At 42.2% G+C, this 16,527-nt stretch carries 16 protein-coding genes and 1 pseudogene; 13 read left to right on the top strand and 4 right to left on the bottom strand.

Translation table 11 applies throughout. The features are described 5' to 3' along the window. Nucleotides 1-472: 472 nt before the first annotated feature. The 3 genes from BMZ06_RS19110 (at nucleotide 473) to BMZ06_RS19120 (ending at nucleotide 3,043) form a co-directional block, all read left to right on the top strand. Nucleotides 473-1,276 carry an alpha/beta fold hydrolase gene (locus BMZ06_RS19110; protein ID WP_089754632.1) on the top strand — a complete coding sequence of 268 codons (804 nt, stop codon included), beginning with the start codon at nucleotides 473-475 and terminating at the stop codon, nucleotides 1,274-1,276. Between the two features lie 250 nt (nucleotides 1,277-1,526). After that, the gene (locus tag BMZ06_RS19115; protein WP_089754634.1) at nucleotides 1,527-2,408 is read left to right on the top strand and encodes an NAD(P)-dependent oxidoreductase; all 882 of its coding nucleotides are present in this window, start codon (nucleotides 1,527-1,529) and stop codon (nucleotides 2,406-2,408) included. A gap of 134 nt (nucleotides 2,409-2,542) precedes the next feature. Then, a complete protein-coding gene (locus tag BMZ06_RS19120) occupies nucleotides 2,543-3,043 on the top strand; it encodes a DUF421 domain-containing protein (RefSeq protein WP_245756049.1) in 501 nt (166 codons plus the stop codon). Between the two features lie 67 nt (nucleotides 3,044-3,110). Here the strand turns inward: BMZ06_RS19120 and BMZ06_RS19125 are convergent, their stop codons facing one another. Further along, nucleotides 3,111-4,277 (bottom strand): hypothetical protein, encoded by a 1,167-nt coding sequence (locus BMZ06_RS19125; protein WP_139205863.1) that lies wholly within the window; start codon nucleotides 4,275-4,277, stop codon nucleotides 3,111-3,113. 253 nt (nucleotides 4,278-4,530) lie between these two features. On the opposite strand from BMZ06_RS19125, the pseudogene BMZ06_RS19130 reads away from it, so the two are divergent. From BMZ06_RS19130 to BMZ06_RS19175, 10 genes and pseudogenes are all read left to right on the top strand, one after another. Continuing rightward, nucleotides 4,531-6,240 (top strand): annotated as a pseudogene (locus tag BMZ06_RS19130) (ABC transporter ATP-binding protein). 134 nt (nucleotides 6,241-6,374) lie between these two features. Next, entirely contained in the window at nucleotides 6,375-6,998 is a 624-nt protein-coding gene (locus tag BMZ06_RS19135; protein ID WP_089754640.1) for a TetR/AcrR family transcriptional regulator, read from the top strand. Between the two features lie 29 nt (nucleotides 6,999-7,027). Continuing rightward, nucleotides 7,028-7,933, top strand: a complete 906-nt coding sequence (locus tag BMZ06_RS19140) for an ABC transporter ATP-binding protein (protein ID WP_089754642.1) — start codon at nucleotides 7,028-7,030, stop codon at nucleotides 7,931-7,933. Continuing rightward, entirely contained in the window at nucleotides 7,933-9,537 is a 1,605-nt protein-coding gene (locus BMZ06_RS19145) for an ABC transporter permease (protein ID WP_089754643.1), read from the top strand. The genes BMZ06_RS19140 and BMZ06_RS19145 overlap by 1 nt, the downstream gene beginning before the upstream one ends. A gap of 668 nt (nucleotides 9,538-10,205) precedes the next feature. After that, nucleotides 10,206-10,499, top strand: coding sequence for a hypothetical protein (locus tag BMZ06_RS19150; protein WP_089754646.1), 294 nt, complete (start codon nucleotides 10,206-10,208; stop codon nucleotides 10,497-10,499). Nucleotides 10,500-10,526: 27 nt separating this feature from the next. After that, nucleotides 10,527-10,949, top strand: coding sequence for a hypothetical protein (locus BMZ06_RS19155; RefSeq protein ID WP_089754648.1), 423 nt, complete (start codon nucleotides 10,527-10,529; stop codon nucleotides 10,947-10,949). Nucleotides 10,950-11,114: 165 nt separating this feature from the next. Further along, nucleotides 11,115-11,483 carry a coiled-coil domain-containing protein gene (locus BMZ06_RS19160; protein ID WP_139205864.1) on the top strand — a complete coding sequence of 123 codons (369 nt, stop codon included), beginning with the start codon at nucleotides 11,115-11,117 and terminating at the stop codon, nucleotides 11,481-11,483. Between the two features lie 136 nt (nucleotides 11,484-11,619). Further along, entirely contained in the window at nucleotides 11,620-12,138 is a 519-nt protein-coding gene (locus BMZ06_RS19165; protein ID WP_089754653.1) for a DinB family protein, read from the top strand. A gap of 99 nt (nucleotides 12,139-12,237) precedes the next feature. Next, the gene (locus BMZ06_RS19170) at nucleotides 12,238-12,723 is read left to right on the top strand and encodes a hypothetical protein (protein ID WP_089754657.1); all 486 of its coding nucleotides are present in this window, start codon (nucleotides 12,238-12,240) and stop codon (nucleotides 12,721-12,723) included. Between the two features lie 173 nt (nucleotides 12,724-12,896). Beyond that, nucleotides 12,897-13,076 (top strand): hypothetical protein, encoded by a 180-nt coding sequence (locus BMZ06_RS19175; RefSeq protein WP_089754658.1) that lies wholly within the window; start codon nucleotides 12,897-12,899, stop codon nucleotides 13,074-13,076. A 177-nt stretch (nucleotides 13,077-13,253) separates the two neighbouring features. Here the strand turns inward: BMZ06_RS19175 and BMZ06_RS19180 are convergent, their stop codons facing one another. The 3 genes from BMZ06_RS19180 to yfkAB all read right to left on the bottom strand — a co-directional run bounded on the left by BMZ06_RS19180 (nucleotide 13,254) and on the right by yfkAB (nucleotide 16,192). Continuing rightward, on the bottom strand, nucleotides 13,254-14,246 hold the full coding sequence (locus BMZ06_RS19180; RefSeq protein ID WP_089754660.1) for an aldo/keto reductase: 993 nt from the start codon (nucleotides 14,244-14,246) through the stop codon (nucleotides 13,254-13,256). A gap of 142 nt (nucleotides 14,247-14,388) precedes the next feature. After that, nucleotides 14,389-14,895 carry a GNAT family N-acetyltransferase gene (locus BMZ06_RS19185; protein WP_089754662.1) on the bottom strand — a complete coding sequence of 169 codons (507 nt, stop codon included), beginning with the start codon at nucleotides 14,893-14,895 and terminating at the stop codon, nucleotides 14,389-14,391. Between the two features lie 169 nt (nucleotides 14,896-15,064). After that, nucleotides 15,065-16,192: a radical SAM/CxCxxxxC motif protein YfkAB gene (gene yfkAB, locus BMZ06_RS19190; RefSeq protein ID WP_089754664.1), complete on the bottom strand. Its 1,128-nt coding sequence runs from the start codon at nucleotides 16,190-16,192 to the stop codon at nucleotides 15,065-15,067. Between the last annotated feature and the right edge of the window lie 335 nt (nucleotides 16,193-16,527).

The raw sequence follows: 16,527 nt of genomic DNA on the forward strand, positions 1-16,527 counted from the left end.
AAGAAAAATAATCACGGGTGTATTTTCTTTATTCAAGCTGAACGATGCGAGATAGTCTGTTATATAAGCATTTCAGGCAGGTTAAGGAGGAGAGGACACTCTCTTTCCGAAGGGTCCGTTCTTCCTAATAAAGTTGGGCTGGTGGGGAAATGGCGAGACTCCCATGGGAGAAGGAATTAGGTGAGATCCCGCAGAGAGTGAAACGAGCGAGGAAGCTCACCGTTCCCCCATAGGAAAGCGAGTTATTTCCCCACCAGCCCTCTTCCACATAGAGTAACGGACCCAATTTATCTCGAAACTGAGTCTTCAAGTATCCGGCCCTTTAGTGGAATAAGTTTTCTATAAAATCAACAATGACTTTATAGCTATGTAAGGAGTTGAACCGGCTGATGTTAGACTCGGGGGTGTGTTTGAACTGTTCCTCCTATGGGAACAGTTCTGTGTGAATTTGGTAAAAAGGAGTGGAAATAAATTGGGTAAATTTATTGAAGTAGAGCAAGGAGTTAACGTATTTGTAGAAGATATAGGCGAAGGACAGCCGATTGTTTTTATTCACGGCTGGCCCTTGAATCACAAAATGTTTGAATACCAGATGAACGAGTTGCCAAGACAAGGATATCGTTTCATCGGAATAGATTTGAGAGGGTATGGCCAGTCTGATAAACCGGCATTTGGCTATGACTACGATACATTCGCTTATGATATTAAAGTAGTGGTTGAGGAATTGAAGCTCGAGAACTTTTTCCTTCTAGGTTTCTCTATGGGCGGTCCGATCAGCATCCGCTACGCCACGAAGTATGCGAATGACGAATTAGCTCAATTAATTCTAGCTGGCGCTGCTGCCCCAAGCTTCACACAGCGTGAAGGGTATTCCTATGGCATGCAAAAAGAAGAGGTCAACGGACTCATCCATGCGATTCAAAATGACCGTCCTGCTGCTTTATCGGAATTCGGCAGTAACTTCTATTATTCACAAATCTCAGAACCGCTTAAAGAATGGTTCCTTGGCTTAGGACTCGAAGCTTCTTCCTATGGCACCATTGCAAGTGCTGAATCTTTACGTGATGAAGATCTACGCGATGAGCTGAGTTCCATTAAAGTTCCTACGCTGCTTTTACACGGAACGAATGATGAAATCTGCGATTATCAATTCTCTAAAGAATTGCAGAATGGAATTGAACAAGCGACACTCGTTTCCTTTGAAAACAGTGGTCACGGTTTGATTTATGACCAGAAAGAGCGTTTTAACGAGGAACTGCTTAAATTGATTAAATAAGGTGTCTGAAAGGACGATCTCTAATGCAGGGGGTCGTCCTTTTTTGCGGAGGAATCTGACAACTTCCATAATAGTAAAGACAGTTAAATTCCCGTTCATGCCAGACTTAAGCTGCGGGATATTTCTGGGAGAGGTAGTCGTAAACTACATCCTGGTTACGAGTCTAACTAATAACTTATATCCAAATTCTGTTATTATGTGAATGTAGTTGATATACTTGATCTAAAGATCGAAAAGGGGATGAGAGTAGATGACAAAACCAATTATAGGCTTTATAGGAACCGGAGTCATGGGCAAAAGTATGGTTCGCAATTTACTTCAGGCAGGCTATCCAGTCAACGTATTTACACGTACCAGGGAAAAAGCAGAAGATTTATTAAACGAAGGGGCAGAATGGCAGGACAATGTAGCCGAACTTGCTAAAGAAGCTGAAGTTATTATTACAATCGTTGGTTATCCGAGTGATGTCGAAGAGGTTTATTATGGGGAAAGTGGAATTTTACATAATGCGCGCGAAGGAGCGTATGTCATTGATATGACCACGTCTTCGCCACAGCTGGCTGAAGAGATTGATAAGAAAGCTAAAGAGAAGAATCTTCACGCTTATGATGCGCCGGTTTCTGGTGGAGACACAGGGGCAAAACAAGGGAAGCTTACAATTATGGTAGGTGGTGAAGCCGAGCATTTCGAAAAGATTGTACCTGTATTCGAAGTCATGGGACAGAATGTTGTGCTTCAAGGCCCCGCTGGTGCTGGGCAGCATACGAAAATGTGCAACCAAATTGCGATAGCTTCCAATATGATGGGAGTCGTGGAAGCGATCACTTACGCTGAAAAAGCCGGTTTAGATCCGAAAACAGTACTGCAGTCGATCGAATTCGGTGCGGCCGGTAGCTGGTCACTATCCAACCTGGGACCGCGAATGATCGACGATAATTTTGACCCTGGCTTTTATGTGAAGCATTTTATAAAAGATATGGAAATTGCTATTCAATCTGCCGATCGAATGGAATTGCCGGTTCCTGGCTTAAAGCTTGCGAAGTCACTTTATGACGAGCTTAGTAAAGCTGGCGGCAGCAATGATGGAACACAGGCGCTGTACAAATACTATAAAATGATGGCCGAACAATAAATGATAAGGAGTCTCTGTGAAAAGCAGAGGCTTTTTTTATGGATAGAAAGTTTTTTATCTGGTTTTTTGTGGAATTTAATGTACATTGCTTAAGAAAAAGAGGGGATTTCATGTTATTTAATGGGTGGAGCGGTATGTTAAGAATTGTAGTGATGGCGCTGACTGTCTATCCTGCATTAATTTTTATGTTGAGAATTTCCGGGAAACGGACACTTTCCAAAATGAATATGTTCGATATGGTGATTACGGTAGCAATTGGGTCCGTCGTTGCATCGATCATATTATCGAATAAAATGACAATTGCCGAGGGACTGACTGCTCTTGGTATGCTGATTTTACTTCAATTTGTAGTAACATGGCTTGAAGTTCGTTCCGAAGGTTTTACTTCGCTTATCAAAGGAGAACCACAGCTGCTTTTGTATCAAGGGCAGTATATGGAGAAAGCCCTGAAGAAAGAGCGAGTGAAAAAAGATGAAGTCAGACAGGCAATCAGAGCTGATGGTCTGGCATCCGTAGAAGAAGCGGAAGCAGTGGTGCTGGAGACTGATGGAACGTTTTCCGTGATTAAGCATAAACATCAAAACGGCCAGAGCTCCTTGAAAGATGTAGAAGGATGGAAAAGAGATAAGGGATAAGGAATAAACTTCCACCTCAGGTCATCCAGAATCTGGATGACCTGAGGTGGTTAATTTTGGGTGTTTGTTATTTTGGGTTGGCGCTGAAACTTTTGGAGATTCGCGCGGTAATGGGATCGTACTTTTCTTTTTGGCTATCAGGATAGGTGATCGTAAGGTTATTAAGTTGGCTTTCACCAAGATAGAACTTAAAGTAAGTTACTGTGTCGTTCGATTTATAAGATAAAACAAACCAGTCATCCGTTTTTTTCTGATAAGCAATATTCGGAATCTCTTCAGTAGCTTGATTATAGTAATCGTCAATATCCATGGATGGGTCCATAACGTGTGCGCCATAAGCGATCAACTCGAAACCATCGTTACTATAGAGTTCTACCCCATCTCCATTCGTAGGAGGAGGAGCCATCGATAGAAAGTCTGGGTATTCAAATGAAAATCCATATCGCTTGTTTTTATAGCTGGTATAAGTCAATTCTGTTTCTTTATCTGGCTTTTCCTCGTTTTCAGCTTCGTTGGAAGGTTTGGATGCGTTGTTCTCCTCATCAGACTCCTGTGGTTTTTCTGACTCCTCGTGGCCTGGGGAAGTTTCTTGTTTCTTTTCTTTATCATTCCCTGTTTCTGACTCTCGGGGAGACTCCTTTGCATTCTCTTCTGCTTCTGAAGCCTCTGGTTCAGGTTCTTTTGCTAGTCGGGAATCTTCACTTTCTTCCAGAAGGCTTTCCAGCTCGTTGTGCAATTGACTTAGCTGTGGCTGGTAACTTTGAAGAGAAGGGTGCTTTTCCAGTTTACTTTTCAGCTTCTCATAAGCTTGTTCGGCGTTCTCCGCGTTGTCCTTCTCGATATTCTGCTCCAATTTCTGCATATGATTTTCAAAAGAAGCTGCTAATTCCCTTTCCTTCAGAACCTTTTCTTTCATTTTTTCAGCTTTCTTCTGAACGGTTTCTAATCCCTGGTTCACTTCTATCACCTTCTCGAGAGAAGTTAACGTCTGGTCATAGGCTTGCTGGTTATAGGATTCATTGGCCTCGTCCATAGCAGTAGCCTGTTGATAATAAGCAGTCGCTTCTTCGTCATCTTTCTCCTGCTTAGCCCGTTCAAAGTATAGGGCTGCTTGGTGGTATTCCTCTTTTCCGAGACTTTGGATGCCTTGCTCCATCGCTTGGTCATATTCCTCATTAGAACAGGCTGTAAGTAATAATAAAATCAATAAGCTGCTATGTAAGTATTTCTTCATACAGGTTTCATGCCCCCCCCTTCCATTATTTTTCCATTCTATCAGAATTAGTCCTATGAAACGATTACTTTTGAATCCCATTATGGAATAACCTTCCACCTCAGGTCATCCAGATTCTGGATGACCTGAGGTGGAAAAATTTGGATGATGTGCCTCTTTCCCTTTGTGCGGGAAAAGGTTTGTAGTATGTGCCGTTCATGAGTATAATTGATATTAATTATCAATTACATATTCAGAAAAGAGAGGTTGCTAGATGCTGTCACGATTTTTTTCCTATTATAAACCATACAAATGGTTATTTATTTTAGATTTTTCCTGCGCCGTTCTCGTAGGGATTCTTGAGCTTGCCTTTCCACTCGCTGTCAATCACGTAATTGATCAACTGCTTCCGAGAGGAAATTGGTCGATCATTATTCTGGCCTGTGTCATCCTGCTTTTGATTTATATGTTCAATACAGTCCTTCATTACATCGTAACCTATTGGGGGCATAAGCTCGGTATCAATATTGAAACGGACATGCGTCAAAAACTGTTTACACATATGCAGAAGCTGTCGTTTAACTATTACGATAACAATAAAACTGGCCATAGTATTTCCAGGCTGACAAAGGATCTGGAGGAGATTGGGGAAGTTGCCCACCATGGTCCAGAAGACGTTTTTGTAGCGTGTATGACCTTATTGGGTTCATTTATTATTATGCTTACAATTAACTGGAAATTAGCGGTTCTCTCTTTTATCGTCATTCCCTTTCTGATTGTGCTGGCCATTTACTTTAATAAAAAAATGACCGTAACTTTCCGCCGCATGTTTCATAACGTGGCCGAACTTAATTCACGTGTTGAAGACAGTATTGGCGGAATCCGTGTGGTTCAGGCGTTTGCGAATGAGAAGCATGAACAGAATAAATTCAGAGAAAACAATGATCACTACCGCACGACGAAACTTCAATCCTATAAAATTATGGCTCAGAACATTACAGCGAACTACTTATTAATGCGGCTGGTTACACTGTTCACGTTATTATTTGGGACTTATTTTGTCATTATTAATGAATTAACTTATGGGGAATTTGTGGCATTTATTTTGCTTGCAAACATTCTGATCGGCCCCATTCAGAAAATTAATGCCGTGATTGAAAGTTATCCTAAAGGAATTGCCGGATTTAAGCGTTATACGGAAGTAATTGATACGGATCCTGACATTCAGGATACTCCTGGCGCTGTTCATAAGGATCTCGATGGTTCCATTGAGTATGAAGACGTGACCTTTGGATATGAGGGAATTTAGGACGTATTACAGAATATAAGCCTGTCCATTCAATCTGGAGAAACCGTGGCGTTTGTGGGACCTTCGGGAGCAGGTAAAACCACACTCTGCAGCCTGCTGCCACGTTTTTACGAAATAAATAGCGGAATGATCCGTATCGATGGTACGGATGTTAAGGGTTTAAAGCTGGACTCGCTTAGAAGCCAAATTGGCATTGTTCAACAGGACGTATTTCTATTCTCCGGTTCCATTCGCGAAAATATTGCTTATGGAAATTTAAAGGCAACCGATGAAGAAATCATGCAGGCTTCCATCAGAGCCCGACTAGATGACTTTATTGCCAGTCAGCCTCACGGGCTGGACACCATTATCGGAGAACGGGGTGTGAAGCTTTCGGGAGGACAGAAGCAGCGGCTCGCGATTGCCCGGATGTTCTTGAAAAATCCACCGATCCTCATCCTTGATGAAGCCACTTCTGCTCTTGATACCGAAACAGAAGTAGCGATTCAGAAGTCGCTTGAAGAATTAACGGAAGGACGCACTACACTCGTTATCGCTCACCGTTTAGCGACGATTAAAAATGCTGATCGAATTATGGTCGTTACCCAAGATGGCATTGCTGAACAGGGGAACCATAAGGAATTAATAGAATCTGAAGGAATATACAGCCGCTTACATACAGCTCAATTCGGCTGAACCAATAGCTCTGCTCATTACGATGAGCAGAGTTTTTTTATTGAAAAAACAGGTAAAAATTTGTATTGACCAATCCGGTCAATAGGAGTAAGATGTAATTGACCAAATTGGTCAATGATGACAGGAGGGATGATATGGAACCAAAATTCCTTGCGTTGGATCAAGAGAAACAAGATCGAATTTTAAATGCAGCTATGGAAGAATTTGCTGGAAACGGATATAAAAATACATCCACTAATACGATTGTAAAAAAAGCCGGAATTTCTAAAGGGCTTCTATTTCATTACTTTTCAAATAAAAAAGAGTTATACCTTAAGATTTACGATTATTTTGTGGACTTGTTTTTAAGTGAGGTCCAGGAAAAAGTCGATTGGGAAGATAAAGATATTTTTAACAGGCACCGGCAAATGGCTTCGTTGAAGATCAAGCTGTTTTATCAATATCCGAATGTATTTAATTTTCTTAATGCAGCCTTCACTGAAAATGCGCAGGACCTTAGAGGAGAACTGGAAAGCCGAAGAGAAAGATTCATTAACCATAATTACCGTGAAATGCTCCAGGATATAGATATGTCGAAATTCAGAGAAGATATGGACGTTTCCAAGATGATCGAAATTATCAGCTGGTCAATGGAAGGGTTTGCTTACAAACAGCAGGCTAAGTTTAAAGGTCTGAGTCTGGATGAAATGGACCTGGAAGAAACGTTACAGGAGCTTGATCGCTATATTGAAGTTCTCAAATATTCTTTTTATAAATAATATGCTTTTACAATAAAGGAGGATGGGTCATGTCTGTACTACGTACCAAACAGCTCACCAAAAAATTCGGTGATTTCAAAGCGCTTGATGGAGTGAATATCGAGGTGAATAAAGGAGAGGTGTATGGTTTTATCGGTCCGAACGGAGCGGGTAAATCCACTACCATTCGTGTTTTACTTGGTATGTTAAAAGCAACAGAAGGAAAAGCTGAAATCTTCGGAATGGATGCCTGGAAAGATGCTGTGGAGATTCATAAACGTCTGGCTTACGTTCCGGGAGATGTGAATTTGTGGCCTAATTTAACAGGCGGAGAAGTCATTGACCTTTTTGTAAAACTAAGAGGCGGGAATCCATCGACCAGGAGAGATCAGCTGATCGAGAAGTTCGATCTGGATCCTTCAAAAAAATGCGGAACCTATTCGAAAGGAAATCGTCAAAAGGTAGCATTGATTGCAGCTCTGGCCTCTGAAGCGGATCTTTATATTCTGGATGAACCTACCTCCGGGCTCGATCCGCTTATGGAACGAGTCTTTCAAGAAAGTGTAGCGGAGCTTAAGAAGGAAGGGAAAAGTATTCTGTTATCCAGTCATATCCTCTCGGAGGTTGAAAAGCTGTGTGACCGTATCGGTATTATCCGCCAGGGACAGATGATTGAAACCGGGTCGCTATCAGAATTACGACATTTAACGAGGACCCACCTTTTGATTGAAACGAAACAGCCCATTCCTTCCTTGGAAGATTTCCCTGGCGTGCATGATGTGAAAGAAAAAGAGCGTGCTCTTTCGTTTCAAGTGGATACCGAACAGCTTGACCAGGTGATCAAACATATCAGTTCCTATGAGGTTGTGAAACTTGAGAGCGCACCGCCAACATTAGAAGACCTGTTTATGCGTCATTATGAGTCCGGGGGCGCAGAAGACGGAGGTGAAGCGTAATGTATAAGCAAATGTCGAGTAAAACAGGGGTGCTCAGTCGCTTTGTACTGCGGCAGGACCGCTTCCGCATTCCCATCTGGCTGTTGTCGCTGTCTGGAATTACCTTGTTAACGGCCCAGGCCTTCACGGGATTATATGCTACCGAAGAGAATCGACAGACTATTGCTCAGACCATGGTTAATCCTGCGATGACCGCTATGGTTGGAAAAGGTTACGGACTTGATGATTACACGTTCGGTGCTATGCTTGCCCATCAGATGCTGCTCTTCACAGCAGTTACCGTAGCTATCATGAGTATCTTACTCGTGGCTCGTCATACCAGGGCAGAGGAAGAAGATGGACGTCTTGAGTTGATCCGATCTTTGCCTGCCGGACGCTTAGCCAGCCTGAATGCTACTTTAATTGTGTTGATCGGAGTAAACATTCTGCTTGCGGTTCTGACAGCCGCCGGGTTGTATGCACTAAATATTGAAAGCATAGATTTAGAGGGTTCACTATTATACGGAGCAGCCTTAGGAGCGTCAGGAATCATATTCGCAGCCATTACCGCGTTTTTCTCCCAGTTATCCGAAAGCTCGCGCGGAACCATTGGGTTCTCGTTTGCAGCACTCGGTGCAGCTTACCTTATTAGGGCTATTGGAGATGTGAGTAATGAGACGCTTTCCTGGTTCTCACCTCTTGGCTGGGTTACAGGTACGGAAGTGTACGTTAATGATTACTGGTGGCCCATACTGCTAACTCTTGGTGTGTCTCTTATTCTTATTCTGACTTCTTTATATATCAATTCAATTCGTGACCTGGACGCCGGGTTTTTACCATCAAGACCTGGTAAAACGAGAGCGTCTGCTGCACTAGCAAGCCCGATCGGCCTTGCTTTTCGGATGCAGCGAACCGGAATTATCGCCTGGGCTGTCGGCGTATTGTTAATTGGAGCTTCTTATGGATCAATCTTTGGTGATTTAGATACGTTTTTTGAAGATATGGAGATTATGAAAGACTTACTCAGTGGATTGGAAGGCGGCTCTTTAACGGAACAGTTTATTGCGAAGCTGATGTCGATCATTGCTATGATTTGTACAATTCCTGCGCTTATGGCGGTCTTCAAACTGAAAGGGGAAGAGAAAAAAGGGCGCACAGAGCATCTTTTGGCAAGAGCCGTTTCACGTAACCGGCTGCTTGGAAGCTACATGCTGATCTCCTTAGTTGTTGGTTTTGTCATGTTATCCCTTGCAGCCCTTGGTCTCGGAGCAGCGGCTGAGGCCGTTCTGGAAGATGGACCTTCACTTGCGGCGATCTATGGTGCTGCGATGGTTTATCTGCCGGCACTTGCGATATTCATTGGGTTAGCTGTTCTTCTGACAGGCTTACTGCCAAAACTTACCGGGATCACCTGGTTATATCTTGGTTATTCCTTTTTCGTAGTGTATTTAGGAGGAGTGTTTCAATTTGATGAATGGGTGGGAAACCTGACCCCGTTCGGGCACGTACCAGAAGTTCCCATTGAAGATGTAAATTCAGTCGTGCTTATCCTGCTCACTATAATTGCCGCAGTTTTGACGACTGGCGGATTTATCGGCTATCGTAACCGTGATATCCAAGGATAAATGTCTATTTTGAAGGCGCTTTTCTATAGGAAAGCGTCTGTTTTTTTATTATTGCCTCTTGTAGGAAACTTTTTAAATCTTACAGATAAGCTCCCGTTTGTTGAAGGCTCCGTTTCGAGATAGTTGGATTCTTTACTAAAATGGGGATGAGGGTTGGTGGGGAAATAACTCCTCTTGTTCCATCAACTAGACACTCGAGACATAAGCCGCTCATCAACGGATTGAAAAACCGCCATCCTTTGGATGGTCGGCTTATGCTGTTCGTGTCTTTCCGTGTGATTCCACATTTGAACACTTTCCTATGGCCCTGCACGACGTTGCGTCGTGCAGGGCCGCGAAAAGGGAATCATCCCCGCAGGACCTTCACTCTAACACAGTATCTCGAAATCGAGTCTTACAGTAACCAACCGGATAGCGTAAGAAGTCTTGAACGACCAACCATAATGTAACAAGATCTGATTATTAAATTTGGTAAAAATTCTGACATAACAGTTGCATATTCAGGGCTTAATAAGATAAGCTATCAACTTAAGAAAAATGTCTTCGAAATTTTACAAAGTATTTATGTTTTTAGGGAATATAGGAAATAGTCAATGAGTAGGATTAAATCATTCGTCCATTAAAGTGGCGAAACGGCGAATGACTAAGAAAGTAAAGGAGTGGTTTATATGTATCTTACAGATATAGAAAACCTTGAATGTTACAGCAAGCTATCCTTAAAGCAAGTGGAAGACCGTCTTCTCATTACGGCTGATTTCCCTAAGGAATTCCTAATGGAAAGCAAGATGACCCATCCCTTTTTGTATGTAATCTTATATGTTCGCGGTAAAGAGATGATTAAAATACTGGACGAAGGAACGGCGAAGCTTTATGTACCTTCAAAAAAAGAAATAGATCCGAAAACGTATAAGAAAATTATTGATTTCGCTAAGCAGCATTCAAAACAATTTAGAAACGATTAACAGACGTGCAACGCATGAGGTGAATGCATGGCTTACTTTTGGAAAATAAATGTAGTCAGTATATTAGTTGCTTTCCTCTTTTTTGCAGCGGCTGAGCTGATGGTTAATACTTATCGGCTCAGCCGGCTGTTAAACATGGAGATAAGCGTGGTAGTTAATGTTTCAATGCTCCTTCTCGGAATTTGGATGGTTGGGGGAGCGGTTGTTTGTTACCTGGTTATTAGTCGGTGGATGGAGAAGCGGAAATCAGATTACCTTACGGTGATCCTCTGGTTTCCTTATTTTATTTTGATGACGTACGTGTTTGTTTCCCTCTTTCCCATCAATCATCCGGCAGACGATCCTGCTCCAGTACTTGGTTTAGTCCTTATCGGTGGGGTGTTTGTGTATCCCTTCATTTTGGCATTTATTATTTATGTGGGTCATAACGTAATAAAGAAGCCAGCGTAATACTATATGGATGAATGGCGATTGAATTATGCTGTTATTCGTGCGGGGGCTTTGAAAGTACTTGGAAGATAATTGGATATATATGTTAATATAAATGCTGACTATACGGTTATTAGAAAAGGTTCAGAGCTTCGACCTTTAAAAAAACAGAGCGGAGAGGATGGTATGTTCGTTGGATCAACCTCGTGGGGCGTTTTTATTTGGTTTGTGGTTCTAGTAGTTGGCTACTGGGCATGGTCTATTAAATATAAAAAGACCAATGGAAAAAAAGAAAAGCCCTGGTGGAGAGGGATATATGTATCATTTGCAGCCCTTATTTTATTTACCGACTTTCATGTAAGCCAATTTTATTATGTATATCGACATGAAACGAGCTGGTTTACTTTGATAGGATGGTGGATTTCATTATTAATCGTCAGCGGTTTGCTGCTGTACAAATGGATCCACGAAGAAGATGTAGAAGCCTTAAAACAGGAGAATGAACGCTTGCGGGAAGCGGTTGAATATTTCCGTAATAAACAGGAACAGGATTAATTCGAACACAGGGCGGCTTATACAGCGGCCCTTTTCTTATACCATTTCAAGCATATAACGAAACGGTGCAAAATACCAGACTATGAAAATTCCTAAACTCTGGTAACCTAAAATATACGAACAAAGGGGGGAGAAGATGGATTATCGCATAAAATCCAAAGATGGTTATACAGAAAAAATAGGGGAGCTTGTATCGATGCTTGAACATACCCGTGAAGTTACGTTAGAGGAGATTGCTGATCTGACTCAGGCAGATTTAGATGTTCTTCCGCATCAAACATCAAACACAATCGGTGCACTGTTAATGCATATCGCATCCATCGAATTTGTGCACCAAGTCGTATCCTTTGAAAAAAGGGATTTAACAGAGCAGGAATATGCGGCCTGGAAAATTCCTTTAGAGCTTGGAAATCAGGCGAGAGAAACGATCCACCATCAGCCTTTAGACTACTACATAGATCAATTGGATCAAATCCGGGCAAACACACTAGCCAGCCTAGCCGCAAAAGATGACCAGTGGCTGTTGGAAGAAGATAAGTGGAGCCACGGTGTTCCTTATAATCATTACTACCTGTGGTTTCATGTGATGGAAGATGAAATCAACCACCGCGGGCAAATAAGAATGATCAAACGCTTATTAAACCAAAACGCTTAAGAACCAGGAGGTCTCTATAGTTACTGAAAAATAATTTATTCTTCAGATACCTCTTCTTAGGGCGGCGGATATAATCAAGCTGTTTAAAGGAGTGTGATCATGAAAAAAATTAGCTTTCGAATTTCTAAAGTCCTTCTTATGATAGGAATCTACTCATTATTTTTCTATTTATGCGTTGGAGATTATCATGTTCCCTTTGGGACGGGCTTTGAAATACAGAGCGAGGAAACGATAGTGGAAGAGTACGACTGGAAGGGGGAGGTTGCCCACCAGTACACAATAGCTTCTTCTCATTTAGACGACTCGATCAAACCGCATGTGCTCCCTCAACGCTTTAAACAAGTTTTTGCAAGCTTGGTTCTGGTGGCGGTCGTACCGCTTCAAATTGCTTATGAATTGGTAGGTGAAAAGTTTTTCCCTCTGTCACATCCATATATCAATCGTTTCTGGCGTATTGTCTTAAGCATAGTAGGGTTATGTATTTATGTGTCTACAGCCATCTTTCTAATAACGAACTATCAAGAAATAATCGTAGAGAGTGAAACATACCTAAAGACGTTAGAGCCTTATTTAATGAAGAAATAAATCATTGGACATTCTGAAAAGATGGTCTATTTCTTTTTTCGTAAAGCATGGGGAGGTCTTCGTTAAGAGGGGCCTCTTCGTAGTCTTATAAAATATGAGATTTTAGCAACGAACACCAGATAAGTAACCGTGTGATTGGTCGTGTCGAAATAATTGTAAAGGAGATAATTTTGATGACTATGATGGAGATTATGCCAGTTTTAATTATTGTGATTAATCTTATTATTATTTCCCTATTTCTAGTTGGAGTAATTTTTCTTGTAAGGTATTTTAAAGATAGAAAGCAATCGAATGGTGATTTAACATTGAGAGTGGCAAGATTAGAGAAGGAAATAAATGATTTAAAGAAATAGGATATTGGAAAGCTTTCTGCATTATTAATTAATTAACTAATCCAGAATGAGCAGTGGCTTATGTTATTTCCATTATTTTACTAACTGAACATATCATTAAACTCTAATAGACCCAATAAAAAAATCAGACTGCCGAGTTTCTGCTCGACAGTCTGATAGGATCCATTTAAATACATTCTATTTTGAATCTGGTAACGGAGCCTCAGAGGAAATAAATCCTTTATCCACTAGTTCATCCCAGAATTCTTTCGGGATTTCTCGCTGAATCATCTCAAGGTCTTCCTTAATTCGGTCAGGACGAGTAGATCCCGGGATTATTGATTTTACTGCAGGATGGGCTGTTGAAAACTGCAGGGCAGCTGCTTTTAATGGAACATTGTATTTCTGCCCCACTTCATTTAACTGGTTCACCCGTTCTAGAATATCTTCAGGTGCTTCCTCATAGTTGTAATGATCGCCCCCTAGCAGTACACCGGAGTTGTAAGGGCTGCCAACCACAATGTCTACACCGTTTTCTTCGGCAGATTTCATCATGTTCTGTAAAGCTTGCTCATGCTGCAGGAACGTATATTGGGTAGCTGATAAGCATATATCCGGCTTCGTTTCTTCAAGCTCCATGGCGAGTTCAATCGGTTCAGTTGTGTTCACACCTAAACCCCAGCCGCGGATAACTCCTTCTTCACGCAGTCGTGTTAGTACGCGGAATGCGCCTTCTTTAGCTTCTTCAAATTTAGCTTTCCATTCGTCACCATGAAAATCAGGGGACACATCGTGCACAAATACAAAGTCTAAGCGGTCTGTTTTTAGGCGTTCCAGACTTTGTTCAATCGACTTTTCCGTAGCTTCTGCGGAATAATCCGTAATGACCTTGTTATCGCGGGCATCTTTGAACAATCCTTCTTTTTCTTCTTTTTCATCGGTCATGTAGCGGCCGACCTTTGTACTTAACACATAGTCGTCACGGTTGTAATTCGATAAAACTTCCCCAAGACGCATTTCAGCTAAACCTGCCCCGTAAAAAGGTGCGGTATCAAAATAGCGCACGCCCTGATCCCAGGCGGTTTGAATCGTGGATCTAGCTTCATCTTCCGGCACTTCCCTGAACATATTTCCGAGTGGAGCTGTGCCGAGTCCTACTTTATGTTTTAAAGCATCTTCAAATGATTTCATAAGCTTTATGCCTCCTACGTTTATTGATACAGGTATGTATCCAGCTTAACTACCTTTTAAACCCAGGCGTTCATGAATCCTTTTCCTAAGATCACCAATGAAAAACAACTTTAATTTTGATTTGGCTGGCTCTTTTCCATTGTTAGATGGAGCGATAAAAGGCTTTGACAATGATACCGTCATCCGCCGGTTCAAAATCATGCTGCGGCACACGCTCAAATCCGTACTTTTCGTATAAAGTAATAGCTCTACTCATAAAATCGCCCGTGTGAAGTCCGATCGAATGGTAACCTTTAGCTCTGGCTCTTTCGATACAGGCATCTATTAAAGCAGACGCCACTCCCTTACCGCGAATGTCTGGGGACACGGCAAGCACCCTTATTTCAGGGTAGTCCAGTTCATCGACATAGCCTTCATAAGCGTCTGTATTGGCAGGAAAAAGCGCTACACTTCCCGCGAGAATTCCATCGAGTTCGGCAACCATCAAATCAACCCCGGGCTGCTGGTCAGCCTCAGAGGAAATTGCTTGTTTAAGAGCTTGCCAATGCTCCCGTGGTAAGGCGTGAACGTGATCTTCATAGGCTTGAACTCGCTGCTCTCGAATAGTGTCGAGCTCATCTTGATGGGCTTCTCGTATCGTGATTGTCATAGTTTAATTGATTTCCCCTTTAAAATAAAAATTCTATTCTACAATCCAGTATATCGTGATGAATTATCTTGAAGTCAAGGAATATAGCTTCTGAACAAACAGCTTCGTCCCGTACCAACTTTCTTTTACGCAAAAAAGCTTAGAGGCACCCCTCTAAGCTTTATCTATTTCATAAAGTGATTTTGGACTCGCGTTTTTGAAAATCTACATCCTGATAGTACGTGTTTTTAACCAATGCATTGGGACCAAGACACTCGACCGCCGGGCAGTGACAGTTTAAACTTTTCGCTGTGCTGGATTCCAACCAGTTTTCAAAGGCTTCCGGAAGGGAAGTGTGCTGAATGTTCCCAAGACCAGCTTCATCAGCAAAGTCTGTTACGATGATATCTCCGCTGAATATATTGACGTTTAACCTAGAACGACCATCTGGATCATTACGGACAGTGACATTTTTCTCTCGATATAAACGTTTCAGCATATCAAGATCTTCCTGAGATGAACTGCAGGGATAATAGGGAAGCGTCCCGAATAACATCCACATGTCTTCGTTCCTGTGGTCCAGCAGACGATTGATTCCTTTGCGCATATCCTCAAGGCTCAAGGTTTCCAAGCTGCTCGCAAAATCTACTGGGTACATTGGGTGCACCTCATGTCTGGCACATTTCATCTCATTCACGTGGTCGTGGATGGCTTCCAGATAAGGGAAAGTACGCCGGTTAAGCATGGTCTCGGCTGAGACCATCACACCTTCTTCGGACAGGCGCTGAGAGTTTTCAACCATCCGGTCGAAATACATTTTACGATTATCTTCTGAAGGCTTTCTTTCCATACGGGCAAAACCGGTATGTATAAATTCTTCGATGGTGCCCCAGTTATGGGAAATATGCAGCACGTCCAGATAAGGAATAATCGGAAGATACCTTTTATAGGGTAGTGTTAAATTGGAATTGATCTGAGTGCGTACACCTCGGCTGTGTGCATACTTTAATAGCGGCAGGACGTATTGTTCGACTGATTTCTTAGACATCATAGGTTCCCCGCCTGTAATGCTTAACGTTCGCAAATGAGAAATTTCATCCAGACGTTCAAGGATCATGTCGATGGGCAGCGCATCTGGGTCCTTATCTTGGAGTGTGTATCCGACCGCGCAGTGTTCACATCTCATATTACATAACGTTGTGGTGGTAAATTCTATATTAGAGAGTGTCATTTTACCGTGTTCTTTTACGTCCATATAGGCTTCCCAGGGGTCGTACGATGGTGTGAGCTGGCGAAGCGTCATGTTGTTTTCTGACATTATAGGAAACTTCCTTTCTATCAATACGTGGCCATCTAATTTAAACCTATCCTATTCTAACACTAATTCGTTCCCATCCCCTATAATTCCTTTTAGAAAAAAGTTCTGTAAAATACATTTGCTGTTCTTAAAGATAAGCTCCCGTTACTAGAAGACTCGATTTCGAGACTTTTGTGGAAATTAGGTCCTGCGGGGGACGATTTCGCTTTCCGGCCCCGCACGACGCAGGGTCGTTCGATGTTGCCACAGGACGTGGCGATCTTAGTCGAACATCCCTTGTGGTAAGCTTCCTCAGGCTTCGCCTTCCGGGATCTTACCGATCATGTTCATCCCAC

The organism is Halobacillus alkaliphilus, assembly GCF_900113125.1.
Lineage (GTDB): Bacteria > Bacillota > Bacilli > Bacillales > Halobacillaceae > Halobacillus > Halobacillus alkaliphilus.

What these genes read in the sequence shown, in the direction of transcription:
- BMZ06_RS19175 (WP_089754658.1), top strand. Translation starts at nt 12,897, where the DNA reads ATGACTATGATGGAGATTATGCCAGTTTTAATTATTGTGATTAATCTT.
- BMZ06_RS19140 (WP_089754642.1), top strand. Translation starts at nt 7,028, where the DNA reads ATGTCTGTACTACGTACCAAACAGCTCACCAAAAAATTCGGTGATTTC.
- BMZ06_RS19155 (WP_089754648.1), top strand. Translation starts at nt 10,527, where the DNA reads ATGGCTTACTTTTGGAAAATAAATGTAGTCAGTATATTAGTTGCTTTC.
- BMZ06_RS19150 (WP_089754646.1), top strand. Translation starts at nt 10,206, where the DNA reads ATGTATCTTACAGATATAGAAAACCTTGAATGTTACAGCAAGCTATCC.
- BMZ06_RS19180 (WP_089754660.1), bottom strand. Translation starts at nt 14,246, where the DNA reads ATGAAATCATTTGAAGATGCTTTAAAACATAAAGTAGGACTCGGCACA.
- BMZ06_RS19185 (WP_089754662.1), bottom strand. Translation starts at nt 14,895, where the DNA reads ATGACAATCACGATACGAGAAGCCCATCAAGATGAGCTCGACACTATT.
- BMZ06_RS19120 (WP_245756049.1), top strand. Translation starts at nt 2,543, where the DNA reads ATGTTAAGAATTGTAGTGATGGCGCTGACTGTCTATCCTGCATTAATT.
- BMZ06_RS19170 (WP_089754657.1), top strand. Translation starts at nt 12,238, where the DNA reads ATGAAAAAAATTAGCTTTCGAATTTCTAAAGTCCTTCTTATGATAGGA.
- BMZ06_RS19115 (WP_089754634.1), top strand. Translation starts at nt 1,527, where the DNA reads ATGACAAAACCAATTATAGGCTTTATAGGAACCGGAGTCATGGGCAAA.
- BMZ06_RS19145 (WP_089754643.1), top strand. Translation starts at nt 7,933, where the DNA reads ATGTATAAGCAAATGTCGAGTAAAACAGGGGTGCTCAGTCGCTTTGTA.
- BMZ06_RS19165 (WP_089754653.1), top strand. Translation starts at nt 11,620, where the DNA reads ATGGATTATCGCATAAAATCCAAAGATGGTTATACAGAAAAAATAGGG.
- BMZ06_RS19135 (WP_089754640.1), top strand. Translation starts at nt 6,375, where the DNA reads ATGGAACCAAAATTCCTTGCGTTGGATCAAGAGAAACAAGATCGAATT.
- BMZ06_RS19160 (WP_139205864.1), top strand. Translation starts at nt 11,115, where the DNA reads ATGTTCGTTGGATCAACCTCGTGGGGCGTTTTTATTTGGTTTGTGGTT.
- BMZ06_RS19125 (WP_139205863.1), bottom strand. Translation starts at nt 4,277, where the DNA reads ATGAAGAAATACTTACATAGCAGCTTATTGATTTTATTATTACTTACA.
- yfkAB (WP_089754664.1), bottom strand. Translation starts at nt 16,192, where the DNA reads ATGTCAGAAAACAACATGACGCTTCGCCAGCTCACACCATCGTACGAC.